The sequence below is a fragment of the Anaerovibrio lipolyticus DSM 3074 genome (genome assembly GCF_900141865.1).
Taxonomy (GTDB): Bacteria; Bacillota; Negativicutes; order Selenomonadales; family Selenomonadaceae; genus Anaerovibrio; species Anaerovibrio lipolyticus.
Genome location: NZ_FQYW01000018.1, coordinates 1 through 20065, shown reverse-complemented (window position 1 = coordinate 20065; position 20065 = coordinate 1). Strand labels below are relative to the sequence as shown.

The following is a 20065-nucleotide window of genomic DNA, read 5'->3' as shown; positions in this document are numbered from 1 at the left end:
TCCTTTTTATAAAAATAACTTTTATAATTATAACGCTATTGTTCAAATTTTTCTTCTTTAAGAAGAAAAATCTTCCAATAAAGGGTATTGTATGAAAACTGTGATATTTTGCCTCAACCCCAGTTTGGTGTATAATATCTTAATAGATTTTACATTGTCTTAAATTCTGTTGAAGGGATTTATTATGCTATTGCCTATTCTAATTGCAGTTATAGTGCTGGCCCTTATGGTTCTGGTGCTGGAAAAAAATATTAAAAGCCGCATGGCATTTTATGCCTTTTGTGGTTCCCTGTTGCTGGCTACTTCTATTGTGGGGTATGGCTATTATTCAAGTACCTCTAACTCATACGAGGAGCTGGATGAGTCGACTATACGACATATTACAGCCCAGCAGCTGGCCTTTGGTGAATGGTATACCAATTACAAGAAAAAGCTGGATGCCATTGATTATTGTTGGGTATCCTATCATCGTATAATGAAGGATTTTCAAAATGAGGATATTTCCCTGCGAGAGGCATATAACCGCCTTACTCAGCTGGAATCCAACGTGGTCAGCCTCCATAATGAGATTTATCAGATGACACCGCCCATTAGCTTGGATGATGCCAACTATGATTTGACGTCATCCATTTTGAAAAAGACTAAGGCTTATTCTGATGGTCAGCTAAAGACAATACGGGCCACCAAGATGATGGCAGATCCGGAAAAAATGCTTACGGAACAGCATGATGTACAGATGGGTTATTTAAAGGATGCCATGCTTGTAAATTCTCCTGATATGCTCTTTACTGCCGGTGAGATTAATTCTCTCAGAAAAAATCTTACTATACCGGAGGTGAACTGATTGCAGCCATATAAGACCACCTCGGATTTTGGAACATCATATTATGAAATCCAAAAATCAAAATTTTATACATATACAGCCCATGTGGAGAATGAGGCAGCAGCCAGAGAGTTTGTGCAGGGTATCAAGAAAAAACATTTTGATGCCAGACACAATTGCTCCGCATGGATTTTGGGCACTGACAGCAGCCAGCAAAAATCCAACGATGACGGGGAGCCGGGAGGAACTGCGGGAAATCCTATATTGGAAGCTATAAAACAGCATGGCCTCACCAATGTGGTGGTAGTGGTAACCCGTTATTTTGGTGGAATTAAGCTGGGAGCTGGCGGCCTTATCAGGGCCTATAATCATTCAGCCTCATTGGGGTTGGAGGCCACACCTCAGGTGGAGGTAAAGCCCTTTTGCATGGTTTCGGTGGAGATGGATTATACTTTGTTGGGCACTGTGGAAAATTGGGTACGAACCAATAATCTTCGCTCCGGGGAAACGGAGTATACAGACAAGGTGACCGTGAAGCTGTTAATTGAGCCCGATGATGTAGAAAATATACAGTCATCCTTGGTGGATTTAACTGCAGGCAGGTGTGACATTAATGTAGCCACCCCTGAATATTTGGAAGTTCCGGTGAAAAAGTAGTTTGACAGCATAATATATATCTGAATTCTGTGAAAATGATAGGAAAAAACGTTTATTTTTTCAACAAAACTACTTTTTTGCAGGATTTTTTTTTTATATGAAGAAATAATTACAGTACAAGTAATATATTTTTATTTTTCAGTAGTGTAGTTTTTCAGGTAACGGCTACGTAGGGAAATATATACAATGGCTGAGCCTGGAGCTGAATTAAGCGCAGGAGTGAGTATTATGAGTAAGACAACATGTGTGGCCATGATACTGGCAGGTGGTCAGGGAAGCCGCCTGGGGGCACTAACTAAAAAAATTGCCAAACCAGCTGTACCGTTTGGCGGTAAGTATCGAATTATTGATTTCCCACTTTCAAATTGTGCCAATTCCGGCATAGACAAGGTTGGCGTACTGACACAGTATCGCCCATTGGAGCTTCATAATTATCTGGGTACTGGTGATGCCTGGGACTTGGATAAGTCAGATGGTGGTGTTTTTATTCTGCCACCTTATGCAAGGGACAAGGGGGCAGACTGGTACAAGGGTACAGCAGATGCCATTTATCAGAACCTGAATTTTATTGACATGGTGGACCCGGAATATGTGCTGGTGCTTTCCGGCGATCATATTTATACCATGGACTATGCCAAAATGTTGGCAGCCCACAGGGCCAACAAAGCCGATGCCACCATCGGCGTATTTGAGGTGCCTTGGGATGAAGCACCACGCTTTGGCATTATGAATACCGATGAAAAGGACGGCCGTATTGTAGAATTTGAGGAGAAACCAGCAAAACCAAAGAGCAATCTGGCTTCCATGGGTATTTATATTTTCAACCGGGATTTCTTGGATAAATACCTTAGAGAAGACGCTACTGACGATAACTCCTCCCACGATTTTGGCAAAAATATTATTCCTAAGATGTTGAATGATAAGGCCAGGATGTATTCCTATGCCTTTGAGGGTTACTGGAAGGATGTAGGAACTATTGAGAGTCTGTGGCAGGCCAATATGGATCTTTTGCAGGATGAACCTCCATTCTCCTTTACCAGTGCATGGACAATTTATTCCAACAATCCATCCTTGCCACCTCATTATTTAGGCAAGGAAGCCAAAGTCACCTGTTCTATGCTGAATGAAGGCTCCATGATTATGGGGGAAGTTGATCATTCGGTATTGTTCTCCGGCGTTAAAATCGGTAAGGGAGCCAAGGTTACAAATTCAGTAATTATGCCATTTACCGTTATTGAGGAAAATGCAGTAATTGACCATGCCATTGTTGCACAGAACTGCATAATTTCCGCCGGGGCTCACGTTGCTGGTTCAGAGGGGGCTATTGCCGTGGTTCCGGAAGGTGAAACCGTTGCGGCAGAGCAGGCAAGTGTGGGACAGCAGGTAAGCTGATTTACGAAAACGAGAAATGGAGCTGATCATATTGGGTAATGTAATGGGGATTATAAGACTCGATGGTGCCAACAGTATGCTGAAGGAGCTTTGTGAACACCGTCCGGTGGCCGCGCTTCCTATTGCGGGCCGCTATCGTATATTGGATTTTGCCATGTCCAGCTTGGTAAATTCTGGTATTGGTCATGTAGGTGTTCTGGTATCAAAAAAGGCAAGACCTGTTTTTGACCATCTGCGCTCTGGTAAGGATTGGGATTTGGCACGTCATCGTGATGGCTTGGCTTATCTCCCTAATGACGGCGAAAATGGTAATAATAGCGCACTCGCCGGACTATATCAAAATATAGATTTTGTTATGCGCAGTTCGTCAGAGTACGTGTTTTTGGTACAGGCTGATACGGTGTATAACATTGATTTTAGACATGTTCTTCTGTTCCATCAGAATACTGGGGCAGATATCACCATGGTATATTGCAAGGCTCGGGAGGATTTGCCGGGAGAGGCAGCTTCCATGCAGGTTGCTGAAAATGGCAAGGTGACTGACATCGCCAAGCGTATGACCTCCACCAAGGGTTCCAACGACTTCATGGGTATCTACCTCATGCGAAAGGATACTTTGGTGAAGCTGGTTACCTCTACCTTCGAACGTGGAGGCAACAGTATGCTGGTGGATGGTATTATACGTCATATGGATGATTTCAGCATTTATGGCTACGAGCACAAGGGCTTTTCCACCAGAATAAATTCCACTATGGCCTACTTTAACGCCAACAAGGCCATATTAAATCCTGATATTTGGAATGAGCTTTTTATGAGTGAACATCCTATCCACACCAAGAAAAAGGATGCGGCTCCGGTGCAGTACAAGAATACTGCCAAGGTTACCAATTCCCTCATCGGCAATGGCTGTGAGATTTATGGTGAGGTTGAGGACAGTATCCTCTTTAGAGGAGTACGGGTGGCTGAAGGCGTAAAGATTAAGGATTGCATTATTATGGAGCAGTGCCAGATAGAGCAGTATGCAATGCTCAGGGATGTAATCTGCGACAAGAATGTTGTCGTTTCTGAGGATCAGTGGTTAAAAGGTGCTGAGAATTATCCTTTGATTATTGCTAAGAGCACCGTTATTTAATAATTGATTTCAGGCCGCTGATGATAAGGGGTATCCTGTCGTCAGGGGCCTGTTTGGCTTTTTTTTATTATATGGGAGTGATTATATGGCATTTATTGAAAGAGATATTGATGAAATCAAGGATGAACTTAAAGAACGCTTTATACTTACATCCAAGATATTGTATGGACGTGAGCTTTCGGAGCTTTCCCAGAATGAGGTATACAATGCTGTTGCAGCAGTGGTAAAGCAGTACACCACTGAAAATTGGATTAAGACCAACAAACAGTATGCTATTAATGACAATAAACAGATTTATTATTTTTCCATTGAATTCCTGCTGGGCAGACTTCTTAACACCAATTTGATTAATCTGGATTTGAAGAATGCCCTGAAAATTGTATTGAAGGAGCTGGATGTTAAGCTGGACGATATCTACAACGAGGAGCCAGATGCAGGCCTGGGTAATGGTGGTCTGGGCAGACTGGCCGCTTGCTTTATCGATTCCATGGCTTCTCTGTCCTTGCCAGCCCATGGTTGCGGCCTTCGCTATCAGTATGGCCTTTTTGAACAGAAAATAATCAATGGAACCCAGATTGAGATTCCGGATAACTGGCTTCGCGATGGTTACGCCTGGGAATTCAGAAAGCCTAACAAGGCTGTAAATGTCCGTATTGGTGGTCATGCCTATATGAAGGAAGTTCCTGGCGAGGAAAATTTACAGCTGGTGTATGAAGGCTATACTGATATTATGGCTGTTCCGTATGATGTGCCTGTTATCGGTTACAAGAATACCACCGTTAATACTCTGCGCCTCTGGAACGCAGAGGTTAATATGGACTTTTCAGACTATGGCACATTGACTCAGGAGGAGATAAACCAGCGTCAGGAGTATCGTCGTTGGGTAAACCGTATTACTGAGTACCTCTATCCTGACGATAGACTTTCCGATGGTAAGAAACTCCGTTTGCTGCAGGAGTATTTCTTTGTGTCTGCCGGTGTACAGAGTATTATCCGTCACTTTATGCGGACCCACGACAATGTTTATGATCTTTCTGACAAGATTGGTATTCATATTAATGATACCCATCCAGCCACCGCTGTACCGGAAATGATGCGTATTTTGGTGGATGACTATGGACTTGAGTGGGAAGATGCATGGGATATTACCACCCAGACCTGTGCATATACCAACCACACCATTTTGCCGGAAGCACTGGAGAAATGGGATGTGGGCCTCTTTAAGGAAATGTTGCCTCGTATCTACATGATAGTGGAGGAAATTAACCGTCGCTTCCTGGAGGGGATTCGCAAGAAATATCCTGGTGATGAGGCACTGGTTCGTGAACTGTCCATCATTGAAAATGGTCAGGTTCACATGGCCCGTTTGGCAGTGGTTGGCTCTTACAGCGTTAATGGCGTGGCCAAAATTCATTCAGATATCTTAAAGACCAGTACCTTGAAATATTTCTATAAGGTATTCCCTAGAAAATTCAATAATAAGACCAATGGTATCACCCATCGTCGTTGGCTTATCAGTGCAAACAATGATTTGGCACATCTCATAGATGATAAGCTGACCCGTGAGTGGCGCCAAAATATTAAGCTTTTAAAGAAAATTAATAATTATGTGGATGATCCTGATTTCCTGAAGGCTATCAAGAAGGTAAAGAGGGCAAGAAAACGGGATTTGGCAAAGTATGTATTGTCCCATAACAAGGTTCGTGTAAAGATTGATTCCATCTTTGACATTCAGGTTAAGCGAATTCACTCCTACAAGCGTCAGCTTATGAATATACTGCATATTATGTATCAGTATAACCGCTTGAAGAATGACCCTGATTACGATATGCCTGTACCGGTGGTATACTTCTTCGGTGGCAAGGCTGCGCCTGGTTACTACACAGCCAAGGAGACAATCCGTCTTATCAATGCAGTGGCTGACAAGATTAATAATGATGAGAGTATTAACGGTAAGATTAAGGTAATATTTCTGGAGAACTTCGGAGTGTCCTTGGGTGAGATGGTATATCCGGCAGCTGATGTCAGTGAGCAGATTTCCACAGCCTCCAAGGAAGCATCCGGTACAGGCAACATGAAATTTATGATGAATGGTGCCATAACTCTGGGAACCATGGACGGTGCCAATGTAGAAATTCATGAGCAGGTGGGCGACGATAATTGCGTAATCTTCGGGCTAAGAGCTGATGAGGTTATTTCCTACTATGAAAATGGAAATTATAACGCGTGGGATGAATACAATACCAATGAAAATGTCCGCACTGTTATGAATCAGCTTACTGATGGTACCTATGGTAATTTCCGGACATTATTTGATTATCTGATTAACAGTAATGATGAGTTCTTCATCTTGAAGGACTTTAACGCATATATTGAAGCTCATGAGGAAATCGTCCGTCGTTATCAGGATCAGGATGCATGGCTTAGATCCTCTGCTGTCAATATTGCAAATTCTGGTATTTTCTCCTCAGACCGTACCATTACTGAGTATGCTGAGGATATTTGGGATATTGAGCCTGTAGAGATTAAGTAAGAGGGGATATACATGGAGACATCAGAGTTAAGCGAGTATGATTTGTTCTTGTTCCATCAGGGGACTAATTACCGTGCCTATGAAATGTTAGGTGCCCATATAATGGAGCAGAACGGTAAAAAAGGTGTACGATTTACAGTTTGGGCACCTCATGCCAAGGAAGTTTCAGTTGTGGGTGATTTCAATAACTGGGACACAAGAGTAAATAAAATGTCCAAACTGGGGGATGGAGAGATATGGAATCTCTTTATCCCCGATGTCGGGCCTGGTACTGTGTACAAATATGCTATTTTGCCACAGCATGAGGGACCACATATTATGAAGGCTGATCCCTATGGCTTTTTTGCCGAGAAAAAGCCTGAGACAGCTTCTATTGTTTATGAATTGGGAAACTACAAATGGAAGGACAGCAAGTGGGCTAAATTCAAGGAGGACCACCCTTCCTACACCCGTCCAATGCTCACCTATGAGGTTCATCTAGGTTCCTGGAGACGTACTCCTGATGGGGAGTATCTTTCCTATATGGATATGGCTGACCAGCTGGTGGACTATGTAAAGAGCATGAACTACACCCATATTGAATTGATGCCGCTTTGCGAGCATCCGTTTGACGGTTCATGGGGGTATCAGGCTACAGGATATTATGCCGTTACCAGTCGCTATGGCACTCCTGATGAGTTCCGTTATCTGGTGGATAAGGCTCATCAGGCTGGTATCGGCATCATTATGGACTGGGTTCCTGGCCATTTCTGTAAGGACAATCAGGGACTTCGTGATTTTGACGGCCAGAATTTGTACGAATCCGACAATATACAGCGTGCTGATAATGCAGGCTGGGGTACTGTAAACTTTGACTATGGCCGTACTGAGGTACAGAGCTTTTTGATTTCCAATGCCATGTTCTGGATGGATCAGTATCATATTGATGGTTTGCGCATTGATGCTGTGGCAAACATGCTGTATCTAAATTACGGTCGTCAGGATGGCGACTGGGTGCCTAATAAATTTGGCGGCGATGGTAATCTGGAGGCCATTGATTTTCTGCACAAGCTAAATGAGGCAGTATTCAAGAATTACCCTCAGGCATTGATGATTGCTGAGGAATCCACCTCATGGCCAAATATTTCCAAGCCGGTTTACATGGGGGGCATGGGCTTTAATTATAAGTGGAATATGGGCTGGATGAATGATATTCTGCGCTATATCAGCCTGGATCCTATTTATCGTAAGTGGCATCATGACAAGCTGACCTTTTCTCTGATGTATGCTTTCAGTGAAAACTTTGTGTTGCCGTTGTCACATGACGAAGTGGTTCATGGCAAGTGTTCACTTATAAGTAAAATGCCAGGTGATTATTGGCAGAAATTTGCCGGTCTCCGCGCCTTCTTCGGCTATTGGATGGCTCATCCCGGAAAGAAGCTGCTCTTTATGGGAGGAGAGTTCGGTCAGTTTATTGAATGGAACTTTGATGACAGTCTCGATTGGCATCTGGTGGAGCAGTATGAAAAGCATACCCAGATGTTGGAGTATTCAAGAGCCCTTAATAAATTCTACGTTGACCATAAGGCATTCTGGGAGGTGGATTTTGACTGGAGAGGCTTTGAGTGGATTGATTGTGACAATGCTGATGACAGTTTGGTATCATTTATTCGTAAGGCTGAGGATGGCTCTTTCATTATTGCCATTTCCAACTTTACTCCGGAGGTGCGCCATGGCTATCGTTTCGGCGTTCCTGCAGCCGGCGTTTATCGGGAAATATTCAATAGTGATGCAGAGGAATTTGGTGGTTCCAATGTACTGAATGATTATGATATTGTCTCCGAGGATATGGAATGGCAGGGAAAGGCAAATTCCATTCTGGTTACGGTGCCACCGTTGGCAACCATTTATTTGGAATTACAGTCCCCCAGTGACGATGGGGTGAAGAAAAAGACAACCGCCAAAAAGACTACAGCAAAAAAGACAACAGTAAAGGCCAAGGCAACTTCTGCGGCTAAGACCCGGACAACTGCAAAAGCTAAAAAAGATGAACCAGAAAAAGCAGAATCCACGGCCAAGAAAACTACTGTAAAGAAAGCGTCTACTACTAAGAAGACAACAACTACAAAGAAAACTGCCACGGCAAAAAAGACTACGGCAACTAAAACGGCTGCTGCCAAAGCCGAGGCAGAAGAGGAAACTAAGCCTAAGACAACAAGGACCAGAAAAACTGCTGTAAAGGCTAAGGAGGATGGGGCAAAGGAAGTAAAGCCTAAAACTACCCGGGGAAGAAAGCCAAAAGCTGAAACTGCCCAGGAAGCTGAAACCAAACCTAAGCCCCGGACCCGCAAAGCCACAACTGCAAAGGCTAAAGAAGACGGTTCAAAAACCGCTGCAAAAAAGGAAGAAGTAAGTGAGAAGCCCAAGAAAACAACCAGGGGTCGTAAGAAGACCGAGGAATAGAGAGAGGTGCAAGCTATGAAAGTTTTGTATGTAGTTTCTGAAGCAGTTCCTTTTATTAAGACTGGCGGATTGGCTGATGTGGCCGGTTCTTTGCCAAAATACCTTAAGGCTGAGGGCATTGATGCCAGAGTTATTTTACCTAAGTACAGCTCCATTTCTGAGGAATATCGCAACGCGATGGAGCATGTGGGTGATATTACAGTACCAGTATCCTGGCGTGAAAAGTATGCCGGGGTGGACAAGCTGGAATATGAGGGGGTTACCTATTATTTTGTAGATAACCAGGAGTATTTCTATCGGGATGGCCTTTATGGCTACTTTGATGATGCTGAGAGATTTTCCTTTTTCTCCCGTGCTGTACTGAATTTATTGCCAGCCATGGATTTCTGGCCAGATGTCATCAACAGCAATGACTGGCACGCAGCACTTGTAAATGTGTTCCTGAAGCTGGAGCATCAGGGAGATAGCCGGTACGAAAATATTAAGACTGTATTCTCCATCCACAATCTTAAGTATCAGGGCGTTTTCGACAAGAATATTATGGGAGATGTACTGGGCCTTGATTGGCAATATTTCAATAACGGTGATTTGGAGTTCAATGATTGTGTGAACTTTATGAAGGGCGGTATTGTTTATGCGGATAAAATCAGTACCGTAAGCCGTACTTACGCTGAGGAAATTCAATATGAATTCTTTGGGGAACATCTGGATGGTCTGCTTCGTTCCCGTTGTGAGGATTTGCGGGGCATTATCAATGGCATCGATAATTCTGTATACGATCCGATGACTGATAAACATCTCTATGAGAATTTTGATATCCATTCCCTGGATAAGAAACTTACCAACAAGGAAAAACTTCAGGAACAGCTGGGGCTTCCTGTAAGCCGCAACACTCCGATGTTGGCCATGGTTTCCCGTTTGGTGGAGAACAAGGGTATTGAGCTGATTATCAGAATTTTAGATGAGCTCCTGACCCATGAGGACTGCCAGTTCGTTATTTTGGGTACTGGCGATAAGGGTTATGAGGATTGGTTCCGGGAGCTTCAGTGGCGTTTCCCTACCAAAGTGTCCGTAAATATTTACTTCTCCAATGATTTGGCCCAGAAGATCTATGGTAGTGCGGACTTCTTCCTTATGCCATCTATTTTTGAACCATGTGGTATTGGCCAGATGATAGCTCTTCGCTATGGTACTGTACCAATTGTCCGTGAGACAGGTGGGCTCAAGGATACGGTAAGACCATTTAATAAGTATGATAACACTGGTAACGGATATACCTTTGCCAATATAAATGCCCATGATTTGATGTATTGCGTTAAGCGAGCCCTTACCGAATACGATAATATTCGGATTTGGAACATGCTACAGCATAATGCCATCAGCTCTAATTTCGATTGGAAAAAGTCGGCAAGTGAATATATTGATATGTACAAGCAGCTTTTAGCCTAGTGCTTATGCTGTAAGGGGGTCATTATGTGGCTGCGCTATTAAACGTTATTCACGACTCGCAAAATGAATTTTACCGTTTCCCTGTTGGGGCGGCTGCCACCGAAAGCAAGGTGCGGCTGAGATTAAAGGTGGAAACAGACAAGGACACTGAGGTCAGCGGTATAAAAATCCGTATATGGGAGGACCGGGTAGGGGAAACCCTTTATAGTATGGCCCGTATGGAGGATGGGGAATACTATGAGGGATATGTTAATATGCCTAAAAAGGGAACCCTGCTTTGGTACTATTTCATAATCAGCGTTAATGGTCAGGTTTGTTTTTACAGCAACAATGATGAAATGATGGGGGGCGTGGGACAGCTTGCTGATTATCCTCACGCAGCCTATCAGATTACTGTCTACAATAAGGAAGCAAAAACTCCTGACTGGTTTAAGCACTCCGTAATGTATCAGATTTTCCCTGACCGGTTCTATCGTAAGGGAAATGAAATGGTGGAGAAGCCAAATGCTCTCTATCATGCATCCTGGAAGGATAAACCAAGGTATTACAAGGACCCGGATAATGGGGAAATAATCGCCTATGATTTCTTTGGGGGAAATTTTGCCGGCATCAGGGAAAAGCTTCCTTACTTAAAAGATTTAGGGATATCAGTGGTGTATCTCAACCCAATATTCGAATCTGCCAGCAACCATCATTATGATACTGGTAATTACATGAAAACGGATCCTATCCTGGGGACAAACGAGGAATTTGCCCAGCTTTGTGCCGAGGGTAAAAAAATTGGTATACGGTTCATCCTGGATGGTGTGTTCAGCCATACCGGCGAGGACAGTATATATTTCAACAAGTATGGGAATTATGATTCGGTGGGTGCTTGTCAGAGTAAGGATTCACCTTATTACAGCTGGTACAGCTTTATTGATTATCCAGATAAATATGAGAGCTGGTGGGGCTTTACCAATCTCCCAAATGTGAGGGAGGAGACCCCTGCCTATATGGATTACATTATTCATAAAGAGGATAGTGTACTTCATTATTGGAATAAGCAGGGAATCAGCGGTTGGCGTCTGGATGTTATAGATGAGCTTCCGGAAAAATTTTCTCAAGCCTTCTATAAGGAGCTGAAAAATACCGATCCGGATTCGGTACTTATCGGTGAGGTATGGGAGGATGCATCCAACAAGGTGGCCTATGGCGTGAACCGGCATTATCTTTGTGGCTATGAGATTGATTCTGCTATGAATTATCCTTTCCGCAGGATAGTAATAGACTTCCTTTTGGGGTATGTGGATGGCCATCAGATTTGCCGAAGGATAATGAGTCTTAAGGAAAATTATCCGGCGCAGAACTTTTATGCAATGATGAACCTTTTGGGAAGCCATGATCGGGAGCGTATACTGACCATATTTGGTGAAGCACCTTCCTGTGAGGGCGTCCCGGAGAGAATTCAGGCAAAGTATAAGCTGGATGATGAAAGACTAAAGCTGGGTAAGAGTCGTCTGAAAATAGCTGCGGCATGGCAGATGACATTCCCTGGAGTACCGTGTATATATTATGGCGATGAGATTGGTATGGAAGGCTATAAGGATCCTTTCTGCCGTCTCCCTTACGATTGGGATAATGGGGATGAGGACCTGCGCCAGTGGTACAAAAAGCTCATTCATCTCAGAAATGAAAATGTGGCCCTGCAGACAGGAAAATTCCTACCAATTTATTCCGATGGTGATATCTTCGGTTATGCAAGGGTTATTGATGATGGCAAGGATGTATTTGGCGAACCGGCGGAAAATGACGTTTTCATTGTTCTTATGAACCGTGGTAATGAAATGCGGACGGTCTATGTGGATGTTCGTGATCTGTGGGCCGGCAGCTTTATAAATGTCTTTGGTGATGGCAGGGAGCTCAACGTTATTCGTGAAGTTCTCCATGTTTCCATGAAGCCGTGCAGCGTCAAAATATATCGGTGTGTGAAGAATGAGGAACAGCATATCAGGGAGTGCGGTGTGTTGATGCACCCGACCAGCTTCCCGTCAAAATATGGTGTGGGAGATTTTGGTGCCTCGGCGTATGAATTCGTGGATTTTTTGGCAGAGGCCAATCAGAAAATATGGCAGCTTTTGCCATTGACTCCTGTGGATGACTGCAATTCTCCGTATGCATCCCCATCAGCCTTTGCTGGCAACACTATGCTAATATCTATGGAAAAGCTGGTGGATATGGGGCTGCTCACTGATGAGGATATTAAGGTACCTGAAAAGGGAGCCACAAATAAAACGGATTATGAATTTGCCCGTCAAGTTAAAGGAAAGCTCCTGGCCAAGGCTGCGGATAATTTCTTTACCAAGGGTAATGCCGATGATATGGCCGTGTTTGAGGGCTTTTGCAGTCAGGAGGCCTATTGGCTTAATGATTATGCGTTATTTAAAGCTATTTCTAAGCAACAGCTGGAAGCTGGCTGGATAGAGTGGCCAGAGGACCTGAAAAAGCGGAGGCCTGAGGCTTTGGAAAAGGCTAGAAATGAGCTGGCTCAGGAAATCGGCAGGGAATGCTTCTACCAATATTTGTTTTCCACGCAGTGGCAGGAGCTTAAGATTTATGCCAATGGAAAAGGTGTAAAGATTCTGGGAGATATGCCAATATTTGTATCTCAAAACAGTGCCGATGTGTGGGCTAACCAAAAACTCTTTAAGCTAGGTGAGGATGGCAGGCCACTGAAGGTAGCAGGAGTACCACCTGATTACTTCAGTAAGACTGGTCAGCTGTGGGGCAACCCACAATACGACTGGGATGAAATGGCCAAGGATGGCTACCGCTGGTGGATAAGCCGTTTGGGCCGTATGCTTGAGCAGGTAAACATGGTTCGTATTGATCACTTCCGTGGTTTTGAGGCGTATTGGGAGATAGACGGCGATGCGGAAACCGCTATTGATGGTGAGTGGGTCAAGGGCCCGGGAATGGAGTTCTTCGGGAAATTAAAGGATTCTTTGGGCGAACTGCCAATAGTGGCAGAGGATCTGGGGATTATCACCGATGAGGTTGAGATACTTCGTGAAAGATGCGGCTATCCAGGAATGAAGGTATTGCAGTTTGAACTCCATTTTAATGCTTTCCACAGAATTAATTTCGTGGAACCTGAAAATAGTCTGGTTTATACGGGAACTCACGATAATAACACAGTGGTGGGTTGGCTGGAAAATGATATAGATACTGAAACCAGAGCTGCAGTGGCAAAGCTTTTAGGTAAAGAAGGGGCAGACAGCCAAACACTCTGTCAGGCTTTGGTGGAACATGCTTACGCTTCCAGAGCCCGTACAGCCATCGTACCGGTGTGGGATATTTTGGCATTGGACGGCGATAACCGCATGAATTTGCCTGGAACCTCAGGAGGGAATTGGAGCTGGAGAGTGCTTCCAGGAGCCTTAACATCAGAAAAGGCCAAATGGTTGGCCGGTCTGGTGGAAAAATATAATCGGTAGTTATGTTCTAAAACTGTTGACAATATTGATATAGTATGTTAGTATAGCACTGTTGTGTGATGTTGTTGCATGACTCAAAAGTGCCGAAGTGGCGGAATTGGCAGACGCAGCAGACTCAAAATCTGCCGTATGCAAATACGTGCCGGTTCGAGTCCGGCCTTCGGCACCACAGTAAAATCAAGGCTTCCGAGATTTCGGAAGCCTTTTTGCTTTACCCATAATTTTCCCAATGATTGCCAAATGATTGCCACAAAGATTTTTAGTTACAAAAATAAATGAGCCCATCCCTATTTCATGGGTAAAAAATATAGAAAAGTGGGGAATGGGAGATAATACATTTTTAGTGTATAAAAATAAAAAAATCGTGCAGCCAAAACCTAAATTTTAGGCATGGCCACACGATTTTTTTTACGAGTGTTCCTTGCGGATTTCCAGTATCAGGGCATCCAGCTTGTCGCAGAACTTGTCCATGGTAGTCTGGAACCTTATCAGAAGATAAAAGGTAATGACTATCGGAAAGCCTACGGTGCTTACTGCCGATAAAATCTTTTCTTCCATATGTACTCCTTTCGTTGATAAGAAAGCCCCCCTGCAGGCCGCCAGGCAAGCAGAGGGGCAATCATCAGGACCTATCAGGCCAACTTAGTGACAACGGTTTCCTTCAGATAAACATCATGGACACCGGTAACCTTTATTATAAATGATTGGGATTATCGTGTCAGGATACAGAACAAAATATATAAAATGTATTTATTCTGAGTATGTATGGGCGGGGCGTTTCCGTTACCCAACTGGGTCTATTATTATAATTAGATTAAAAGCTCGCTATTTGGCCCATATATTCCGATATACCCAGTAAGAAATGGTATAATGAGGTTGGCTGGAACGTATACTATTGGTCAGCCAGAACCAAAGGGGTGATTTTACATGGCGATAAATTGGGCTCTTGTATTAATATTAGGATTGTTTATCGGCTTGACCGGTTCGTTGGTAATTATGGGCGGAAAGATGCTGTATCGCCTGTTTGTAGGGTTATATGAGGAAATTCATCAATATTAAGGTTTCATGATCTGGGGCTGCTTCGGCAGTCCCTTTTTATTTTGGGCAATAAAAAAGGACTCAATTGAGCCCTTGAATTTATTTAATCCTATCTGAAATATCAGTAACATACCAGTCGTTATTTGAATTCACAGTGTGATCAAACCTGGCAGCCGTTTTATAATTTTCACTGGTTACAGAATGATTAAAGCTCTTATAATATACCCCCATACTGCCGTCCTTATGACCAAAGGATATAGTATATCCATTCTTCAACAAAGATTCATCACCGGCAGAAGCTATTGCTAACTTTTGTCTTGTACTCTCGATTCCAGCAGCAGTTAAATCAATCCCTGCCATCTTTAACTGTTCACCATATTATCTCACCATTGATGGCCGCCATGAGTGGCATGAGAAGGCTTTGAAAAGATTTAAGGATGCGGACCTTGTATTTATGGACCCGGACAATGGCCTGCTGGTTAAGTCTGTGGGCAAAGGTTCAGCCAGAAGTATTAAGTATGTTTTTTACGAAGAAGTAAAGGATTTTATAGACTCAGGAAAGAGTGTTCTGGTTTATAACCACAGATGTAGAAAGCCGGCAAAGAAGTATTTTGATGATATTAAAGATAGGCTGTATGATAATGTCAAAATCAATATGGGCCTGATACAAACCATAACCTTTTCTAAGGGAACTACACGAGATTACATTGCTATTCCTGCCAGCAAGAAACATTGTGATATGTTCGGGGATGCCTTTGATGATATGAGGGAAAGTATGTGGGGAAAATTAGGCGTTTGCAGATAAGTAGTAGCCCTATCGTAGTCCCCGCAGGGCGGAAGCCATAAGAGGGGGCGGCTGTGGGGGCGACGCAAGCGAAGCGCCGCTAGTACCTTTAGGTACTTCCTTTTATCCCCATTATTTTTAAAATTTTTATAACACTTCTATTCACCCATGGATATAAAGGACAAAGAAAAACAAACAACCACACAGAAAGGGGAGCTTAAAAATGACTGAGATGAAGAAGAACAACGCAATGAACATGGATGAAATGGACAAGGTGGCTGGCGGCATGCTTCATGATACTCCAAATGATGTATTAGAGCCTCTACAGCCTAAAATCCTTAAGGACGTTCTTCCACCACAAGATAATACCAAGGTTCCAAGCCCAAAGCTGGGTGAAAAGGACCCTACTATTATCGGTGACCCTACTGAAAGTATGATTAAGTAATTTTAATCCATCAAAAAATGCTTAGATGAAAACGGGGCCTTCTCAATTTGAGATAGGCTCCATTTTTGCAGGAAAACCAAATTTTTTGCAGAAAAATAAAAAAAGAGAAACACTTTTATCCTCTCATGGATATAAAGGACAAGAGCAAATAATAAAATTTAAATATAAGGGGGAAAATACCATGGCAAAGGAAAACGTAGGAAAGTTTTATGATAAGTTAGCCCAGGATGCATCTCTGGCTGAAAAGCTCAATGCTTTGGACAAGAAGTTTGATGAGTCCAATGAGGCTTCTTTAGATGATGCTGCTATGCGTGAAAAGGCTGCTGCAGCTATTGTTCTTCCACTGGCTGAGGAAATTGGCCTCCCATTTACCATTGAGGAATTGAAGGAATATGAGGAAGAGCAGCTGAGAGAAATGACCCTTTCCGATGATGAGCTGGATCAGGTGGCCGGCGGCTCCCTGAAAGATGGCGGGGATAAATCTACAAGCAAAAGGGTAGATTGTAATCATGCGGCTTGTGCCTATATCGGTGTAGGGATAGGACTCAAAAAAAAGAACGGAAAAACGGCCTTCTGTATAATCATCGGTGGTTCCAGCGGTCCGATTGCAGGATGAGGCAAAAACTAACAACAATCTTTATACTATGAGAGCGGTTCATTCATTATGGACTGCTCTTTTTTTGCAGGAAAACCAAATTTTTTGCAGAAAAATAAAAAAAGAGAAACACTTTTATCCTCTCATGGATATAAAGGACAAGAGCAAATAATAAAATTTAAATATAAGGGGGAAAATACCATGGCAAAGGAAAATGTAGGAAAGTTTTATGAGAAGTTGGCCCAGGACGCAGCTTTGGCTGAAAAGCTCAATGCTCTTGATAAGGATTTCGCTGAGAAGAACGTGACTTCTTCAAATGATGCTGCTATGCGCGAAAAGGCAGCGGAGGCTATCGTTCTCCCACTGGCTGAGGAAGTTGGCCTGCCATTTACCCTTGAGGAATTAAAGGAATACGAGCAGGAGCAACTGAAGAACATGACTCTTTCCGAGGATGAGCTGGATCAGGTAGCTGGGGGGGATTGGTATCAATATGACTATAACAAACGGAATCGAAAAGGAAAAAAGGGCGGTACTGCCGCCGCCTGTGCCTTCATCGGCGTTGGAGTGGGGAAGGTCAAGAGTGGTAAAAAGACAGCATTTTGTATCTTTGTTGGTATCTCCAACGGGCCTATCGCCGACAGCAATTAAAAAATGGACGATGAGGAAAGAACAATCAAACGAAAAACTATAAAGAGGAGGACGACACCATGGCAAAAGAAAATGTAGGAAAGTTTTATGATAAGCTGGCCCAGGACGCAGCTTTGGCTGAAAAGCTCAATGCTCTGGATAAGGATTTCGCAGAGAAGAAAGGGGCTTCTTCAGATGATGCTGCTATGCGTGAAAAGGCAGTTGAGGCTGTTATTATTCCGCTGGCAAAGGAAGTAGGTCTGCCATTTACCCTTGAGGAATTAAAGGAATATGAGCAGGAGCAGATGAATAACATGACTCTTTCCGATGATGAGCTGGATCATGTGGCTGGTGGTGCCGCAAGATTAAAATGGAAAACAAGAAGATGAACATTGACGAGATGGATAAGGTATCAGGCGGCAACGCTGGGAACATTGGTCAGGGGGATTTGGATATCTTAACTCCTAAAGACATTGATATCAAGATCACGAAGCCAAATAATGATGGCAAGGTTCCTAGCCCAAAGCTGGGTGAAAAAGACCCTACTATTATCGGCGATCCTACCCAGGGGATGATTAAGTAATTTTAATCCATCAAAAACACTTAGATGAAAACGGAGCCTATCTCTCAATGAGAAGACTCCATTTTTGCAGGAAAACCACATTTTTTGCAGAAAGGTAAAAGAGATAACACTTTTGTCATCTCATGGATACCTTCTTTGTAGTAAGGAAATGGCGATTGCCAGGGCCGAGCTCCACTATTGGAGGGAATCACAGTCATGAATTTTCAGATTGCCATGAAAAGTGTATTTGTTATATATCTGCTCTGCCTTTTTCCCTTTTGCAGAGCAGAGGCAGCCAATCATTTTCGGGATGTTCCTGCAGATCATTGGTCTTATGATGTTTTGCAGGAACTGCATTCACGCGGTATTGTTCTGGGCTTCGGTGACAATAGTTACCGAGGATACCGTAATATGACTCGCTACGAAATGGCACAAATTACAGCAAGAGCTATGGCTTGCGCAACTGATAAAAGGGACAAGGATTTGATTGACCGTCTATGTGCTGAATTTCAAGAGGAATTGAAAGATTTAGGTGTACGGGTCAAGGAACTGGAAAAAAATGTTGATGCCGTAAAATGGACGGGGAGGGCAAATTATCTATTCACAAGTGATCAAACAGAAGGAAGAAGAACCAGGGAAAAATCAATTTTTTCTTTTCGCATGGAGCCTACTGCCAAAATAAACAAGCACTGGAAGGTCAATGGCCGCTTGGATATGTCTTTGAATATAAACCGTAATTCTGCAGGCACAGTTCAAATGAACCGTGTATGGGCAGAAGGAAAATATGGAAACACTGTTATTCGGTTAGGCAAAGTACCTCTTTCTACCAATGAGAACGGCATTGTCCTGGAAAGCTCTTTTACTGGATTCACGGTGCAGACCGGTAAGAGTTGGAAGGTGTTGCTTCTGGGAGGAAGGTTGAATATGTCAAAAACTGGCGCCTACCGCGTCGGTATGGGATATTCCAGGGAACTGAGAGCAATGGGGATGACCAAGGAGGCAGCGGAAGTGCGGGCTATGGCTCGTGACCCCGCCACCATTTTTGGAGTAAATCTTCAATACAAGACAAATAAAAAAATTTTTGGTGGTTTGGGTTATTACCATCTAAGCTCTAAGGCTTATAATTTTATTGCTGATATGGAAAACGAAAGCAAAGCTGGCGTTAACATTGGTTCCGTAAATCTAGGTTATCGCTTCTCTCCCAAATGTGTACTGACGGGAGCCTATGCCAAGGCCTATTACAGCAAGGACCCGGATATGATTGAAGGTTTTGGAAATATGCAGGATTACTCCTGGGAGGTGGAGCTTTCTTATGGAAACTATCGTAAGGCCAGTAAAAAGGGCGAGTGGAAAGCATATTTGGCTTACAGTAATTACGGGTATATTTCTTCCGTAATCCCCGCCAGCAGCAATATCGATGACATGTACGATGACGACATGGGTATTGCCAACTGGGGAGAACGGGGCTGGGAAATCGGCGGATCATGGGCACTGGAGAAAAATGTAGGCTTGGTGGCCAGTTACTTTTGGGGCAGCTCCATTACATCCCACCGGCACATGAAATCTGTGCTGGCACGGTTGGAAATGTTTTTTTAACGAGTGAAAAATGTTGCAGGTATAAGGACAAGAATAAACAACGCTCAATGCTCTGGATTAGGATTTTGCTGAGAATAACGTGACTTTATGAATTGCTCTATTTTTGCAGGAAAACCAAATTTTTTGCAGAAAAGTAAAAAAGAGATAACACTTTTATCCTCTCATGGATATAAAGAACAAGAAACAACAAAAACCTATAACAAAAGGAGGAGTTAACTATGACAGAATTAAACAATGACAAGATTCAGGCATTTCGGGATGCGATTGACGGCGAGAAACTGGCGCAGGTGATTCAGGAGATGCCCGAGGAACGAATCGAAAAGGCGTTCCAAAACAAGGACATCCAAAAATTGGCGGACAAGATTGGCGAGGATGTGGAACTCTTCGAGGCGGTCATGGGCGTCTATGACACGGAGAAGTCCTACGCGGCGGCTGTCGCGGCTGTGCCGGGCAATTACACGAAGGAGGAGTTCGATGAATTTCGCACGGTTTACGCCAATCTTGTCCTGAAGGG

Annotated in this window: 19 protein-coding genes and 1 tRNA gene; 18 read left to right on the top strand and 2 right to left on the bottom strand. The window is 43.4% G+C overall.

Annotation, left to right across the window (positions count from 1 at the left end):
* Positions 1-184 precede the first annotated feature (184 nt).
* The 9 genes from B6K08_RS10420 (at position 185) to B6K08_RS10380 (ending at position 14073) form a co-directional block, all read left to right on the top strand.
* Positions 185-844, top strand: coding sequence for a hypothetical protein (locus B6K08_RS10420; protein WP_039207753.1), 660 nt, complete (start codon positions 185-187; stop codon positions 842-844).
* The gene (locus B6K08_RS10415; RefSeq protein WP_039207750.1) at positions 845-1480 is read left to right on the top strand and encodes a YigZ family protein; all 636 of its coding nucleotides are present in this window, start codon (positions 845-847) and stop codon (positions 1478-1480) included.
* A gap of 228 nt (positions 1481-1708) precedes the next feature.
* Positions 1709-2872: a glucose-1-phosphate adenylyltransferase gene (locus B6K08_RS10410; RefSeq protein ID WP_080326094.1), complete on the top strand. Its 1164-nt coding sequence runs from the start codon at positions 1709-1711 to the stop codon at positions 2870-2872.
* A 31-nt stretch (positions 2873-2903) separates the two neighbouring features.
* Positions 2904-4004: a glucose-1-phosphate adenylyltransferase subunit GlgD gene (gene glgD / locus B6K08_RS10405; RefSeq protein ID WP_080326103.1), complete on the top strand. Its 1101-nt coding sequence runs from the start codon at positions 2904-2906 to the stop codon at positions 4002-4004.
* A gap of 85 nt (positions 4005-4089) precedes the next feature.
* Positions 4090-6537, top strand: a complete 2448-nt coding sequence (locus B6K08_RS10400; protein ID WP_080326093.1) for a glycogen/starch/alpha-glucan phosphorylase — start codon at positions 4090-4092, stop codon at positions 6535-6537.
* Positions 6538-6549: 12 nt separating this feature from the next.
* Positions 6550-8979, top strand: coding sequence for a 1,4-alpha-glucan branching protein GlgB (gene glgB / locus B6K08_RS10395; protein WP_039207151.1), 2430 nt, complete (start codon positions 6550-6552; stop codon positions 8977-8979).
* A 15-nt stretch (positions 8980-8994) separates the two neighbouring features.
* Positions 8995-10428, top strand: coding sequence for a glycogen synthase GlgA (gene glgA, locus B6K08_RS10390; protein WP_039207153.1), 1434 nt, complete (start codon positions 8995-8997; stop codon positions 10426-10428).
* A gap of 26 nt (positions 10429-10454) precedes the next feature.
* Entirely contained in the window at positions 10455-13904 is a 3450-nt protein-coding gene (gene malQ, locus B6K08_RS10385; protein WP_080326092.1) for a 4-alpha-glucanotransferase, read from the top strand.
* Positions 13905-13986: 82 nt separating this feature from the next.
* Positions 13987-14073: transfer RNA gene (locus B6K08_RS10380), tRNA-Leu, on the top strand.
* Positions 14074-14312: 239 nt separating this feature from the next.
* Here the strand turns inward: B6K08_RS10380 and B6K08_RS10375 are convergent.
* Positions 14313-14462: a YvrJ family protein gene (locus tag B6K08_RS10375; protein WP_071997202.1), complete on the bottom strand. Its 150-nt coding sequence runs from the start codon at positions 14460-14462 to the stop codon at positions 14313-14315.
* A gap of 369 nt (positions 14463-14831) precedes the next feature.
* On the opposite strand from B6K08_RS10375, the gene B6K08_RS14225 reads away from it, so the two are divergent.
* Positions 14832-14963 (top strand): hypothetical protein, encoded by a 132-nt coding sequence (locus B6K08_RS14225; protein WP_268761948.1) that lies wholly within the window; start codon positions 14832-14834, stop codon positions 14961-14963.
* Positions 14964-15041: 78 nt separating this feature from the next.
* On the opposite strand, the gene B6K08_RS10370 is transcribed toward B6K08_RS14225, so the two are convergent.
* Positions 15042-15302, bottom strand: coding sequence for a hypothetical protein (locus B6K08_RS10370; RefSeq protein WP_039211890.1), 261 nt, complete (start codon positions 15300-15302; stop codon positions 15042-15044).
* Positions 15303-15363: 61 nt separating this feature from the next.
* Here B6K08_RS10370 and B6K08_RS10365 point away from each other — a divergent pair, with 61 nt between their 5' ends.
* From B6K08_RS10365 to B6K08_RS10330, 8 genes are all read left to right on the top strand, one after another.
* Complete coding sequence (locus B6K08_RS10365) at positions 15364-15747, top strand: hypothetical protein (protein ID WP_052212566.1); 384 nt, start codon at positions 15364-15366, stop codon at positions 15745-15747.
* Positions 15748-15949: 202 nt separating this feature from the next.
* Entirely contained in the window at positions 15950-16171 is a 222-nt protein-coding gene (locus tag B6K08_RS10360; protein ID WP_039211886.1) for a hypothetical protein, read from the top strand.
* Positions 16172-16352: 181 nt separating this feature from the next.
* Entirely contained in the window at positions 16353-16787 is a 435-nt protein-coding gene (locus B6K08_RS10355; RefSeq protein WP_039211883.1) for a Nif11 family protein, read from the top strand.
* Positions 16788-16967: 180 nt separating this feature from the next.
* Entirely contained in the window at positions 16968-17414 is a 447-nt protein-coding gene (locus tag B6K08_RS10350) for a Nif11 family protein (protein ID WP_039211881.1), read from the top strand.
* Between the two features lie 59 nt (positions 17415-17473).
* Complete coding sequence (locus tag B6K08_RS10345) at positions 17474-17782, top strand: Nif11 family protein (protein ID WP_039211879.1); 309 nt, start codon at positions 17474-17476, stop codon at positions 17780-17782.
* Positions 17764-17976, top strand: a complete 213-nt coding sequence (locus tag B6K08_RS10340) for a hypothetical protein (protein ID WP_039211877.1) — start codon at positions 17764-17766, stop codon at positions 17974-17976. The genes B6K08_RS10345 and B6K08_RS10340 overlap by 19 nt, the downstream gene beginning before the upstream one ends.
* A 195-nt stretch (positions 17977-18171) precedes the next feature.
* Positions 18172-19551, top strand: a complete 1380-nt coding sequence (locus tag B6K08_RS10335; protein WP_039211874.1) for an S-layer homology domain-containing protein — start codon at positions 18172-18174, stop codon at positions 19549-19551.
* Positions 19552-19769: 218 nt separating this feature from the next.
* A partial coding sequence (locus tag B6K08_RS10330) for a hypothetical protein (protein WP_143254905.1) occupies positions 19770-20065 on the top strand: 296 nt, incomplete at its 3' end.

Bases quoted from the DNA above. Each gene is read 5' to 3' on its own strand.
- B6K08_RS10410 (WP_080326094.1), top strand. From the start codon at position 1,709: ATGAGTAAGACAACATGTGTGGCCATGATACTGGCAGGTGGTCAGGGA.
- B6K08_RS10375 (WP_071997202.1), bottom strand. From the start codon at position 14,462: ATGGAAGAAAAGATTTTATCGGCAGTAAGCACCGTAGGCTTTCCGATA.
- B6K08_RS10370 (WP_039211890.1), bottom strand. From the start codon at position 15,302: ATGGCAGGGATTGATTTAACTGCTGCTGGAATCGAGAGTACAAGACAA.
- B6K08_RS14225 (WP_268761948.1), top strand. From the start codon at position 14,832: ATGGCGATAAATTGGGCTCTTGTATTAATATTAGGATTGTTTATCGGC.
- B6K08_RS10400 (WP_080326093.1), top strand. From the start codon at position 4,090: ATGGCATTTATTGAAAGAGATATTGATGAAATCAAGGATGAACTTAAA.
- B6K08_RS10355 (WP_039211883.1), top strand. From the start codon at position 16,353: ATGGCAAAGGAAAACGTAGGAAAGTTTTATGATAAGTTAGCCCAGGAT.
- glgA (WP_039207153.1), top strand. From the start codon at position 8,995: ATGAAAGTTTTGTATGTAGTTTCTGAAGCAGTTCCTTTTATTAAGACT.
- B6K08_RS10345 (WP_039211879.1), top strand. From the start codon at position 17,474: ATGGCAAAAGAAAATGTAGGAAAGTTTTATGATAAGCTGGCCCAGGAC.
- B6K08_RS10350 (WP_039211881.1), top strand. From the start codon at position 16,968: ATGGCAAAGGAAAATGTAGGAAAGTTTTATGAGAAGTTGGCCCAGGAC.
- B6K08_RS10360 (WP_039211886.1), top strand. From the start codon at position 15,950: ATGACTGAGATGAAGAAGAACAACGCAATGAACATGGATGAAATGGAC.
- B6K08_RS10335 (WP_039211874.1), top strand. From the start codon at position 18,172: ATGAATTTTCAGATTGCCATGAAAAGTGTATTTGTTATATATCTGCTC.
- glgB (WP_039207151.1), top strand. From the start codon at position 6,550: ATGGAGACATCAGAGTTAAGCGAGTATGATTTGTTCTTGTTCCATCAG.
- B6K08_RS10340 (WP_039211877.1), top strand. From the start codon at position 17,764: ATGGAAAACAAGAAGATGAACATTGACGAGATGGATAAGGTATCAGGC.
- B6K08_RS10420 (WP_039207753.1), top strand. From the start codon at position 185: ATGCTATTGCCTATTCTAATTGCAGTTATAGTGCTGGCCCTTATGGTT.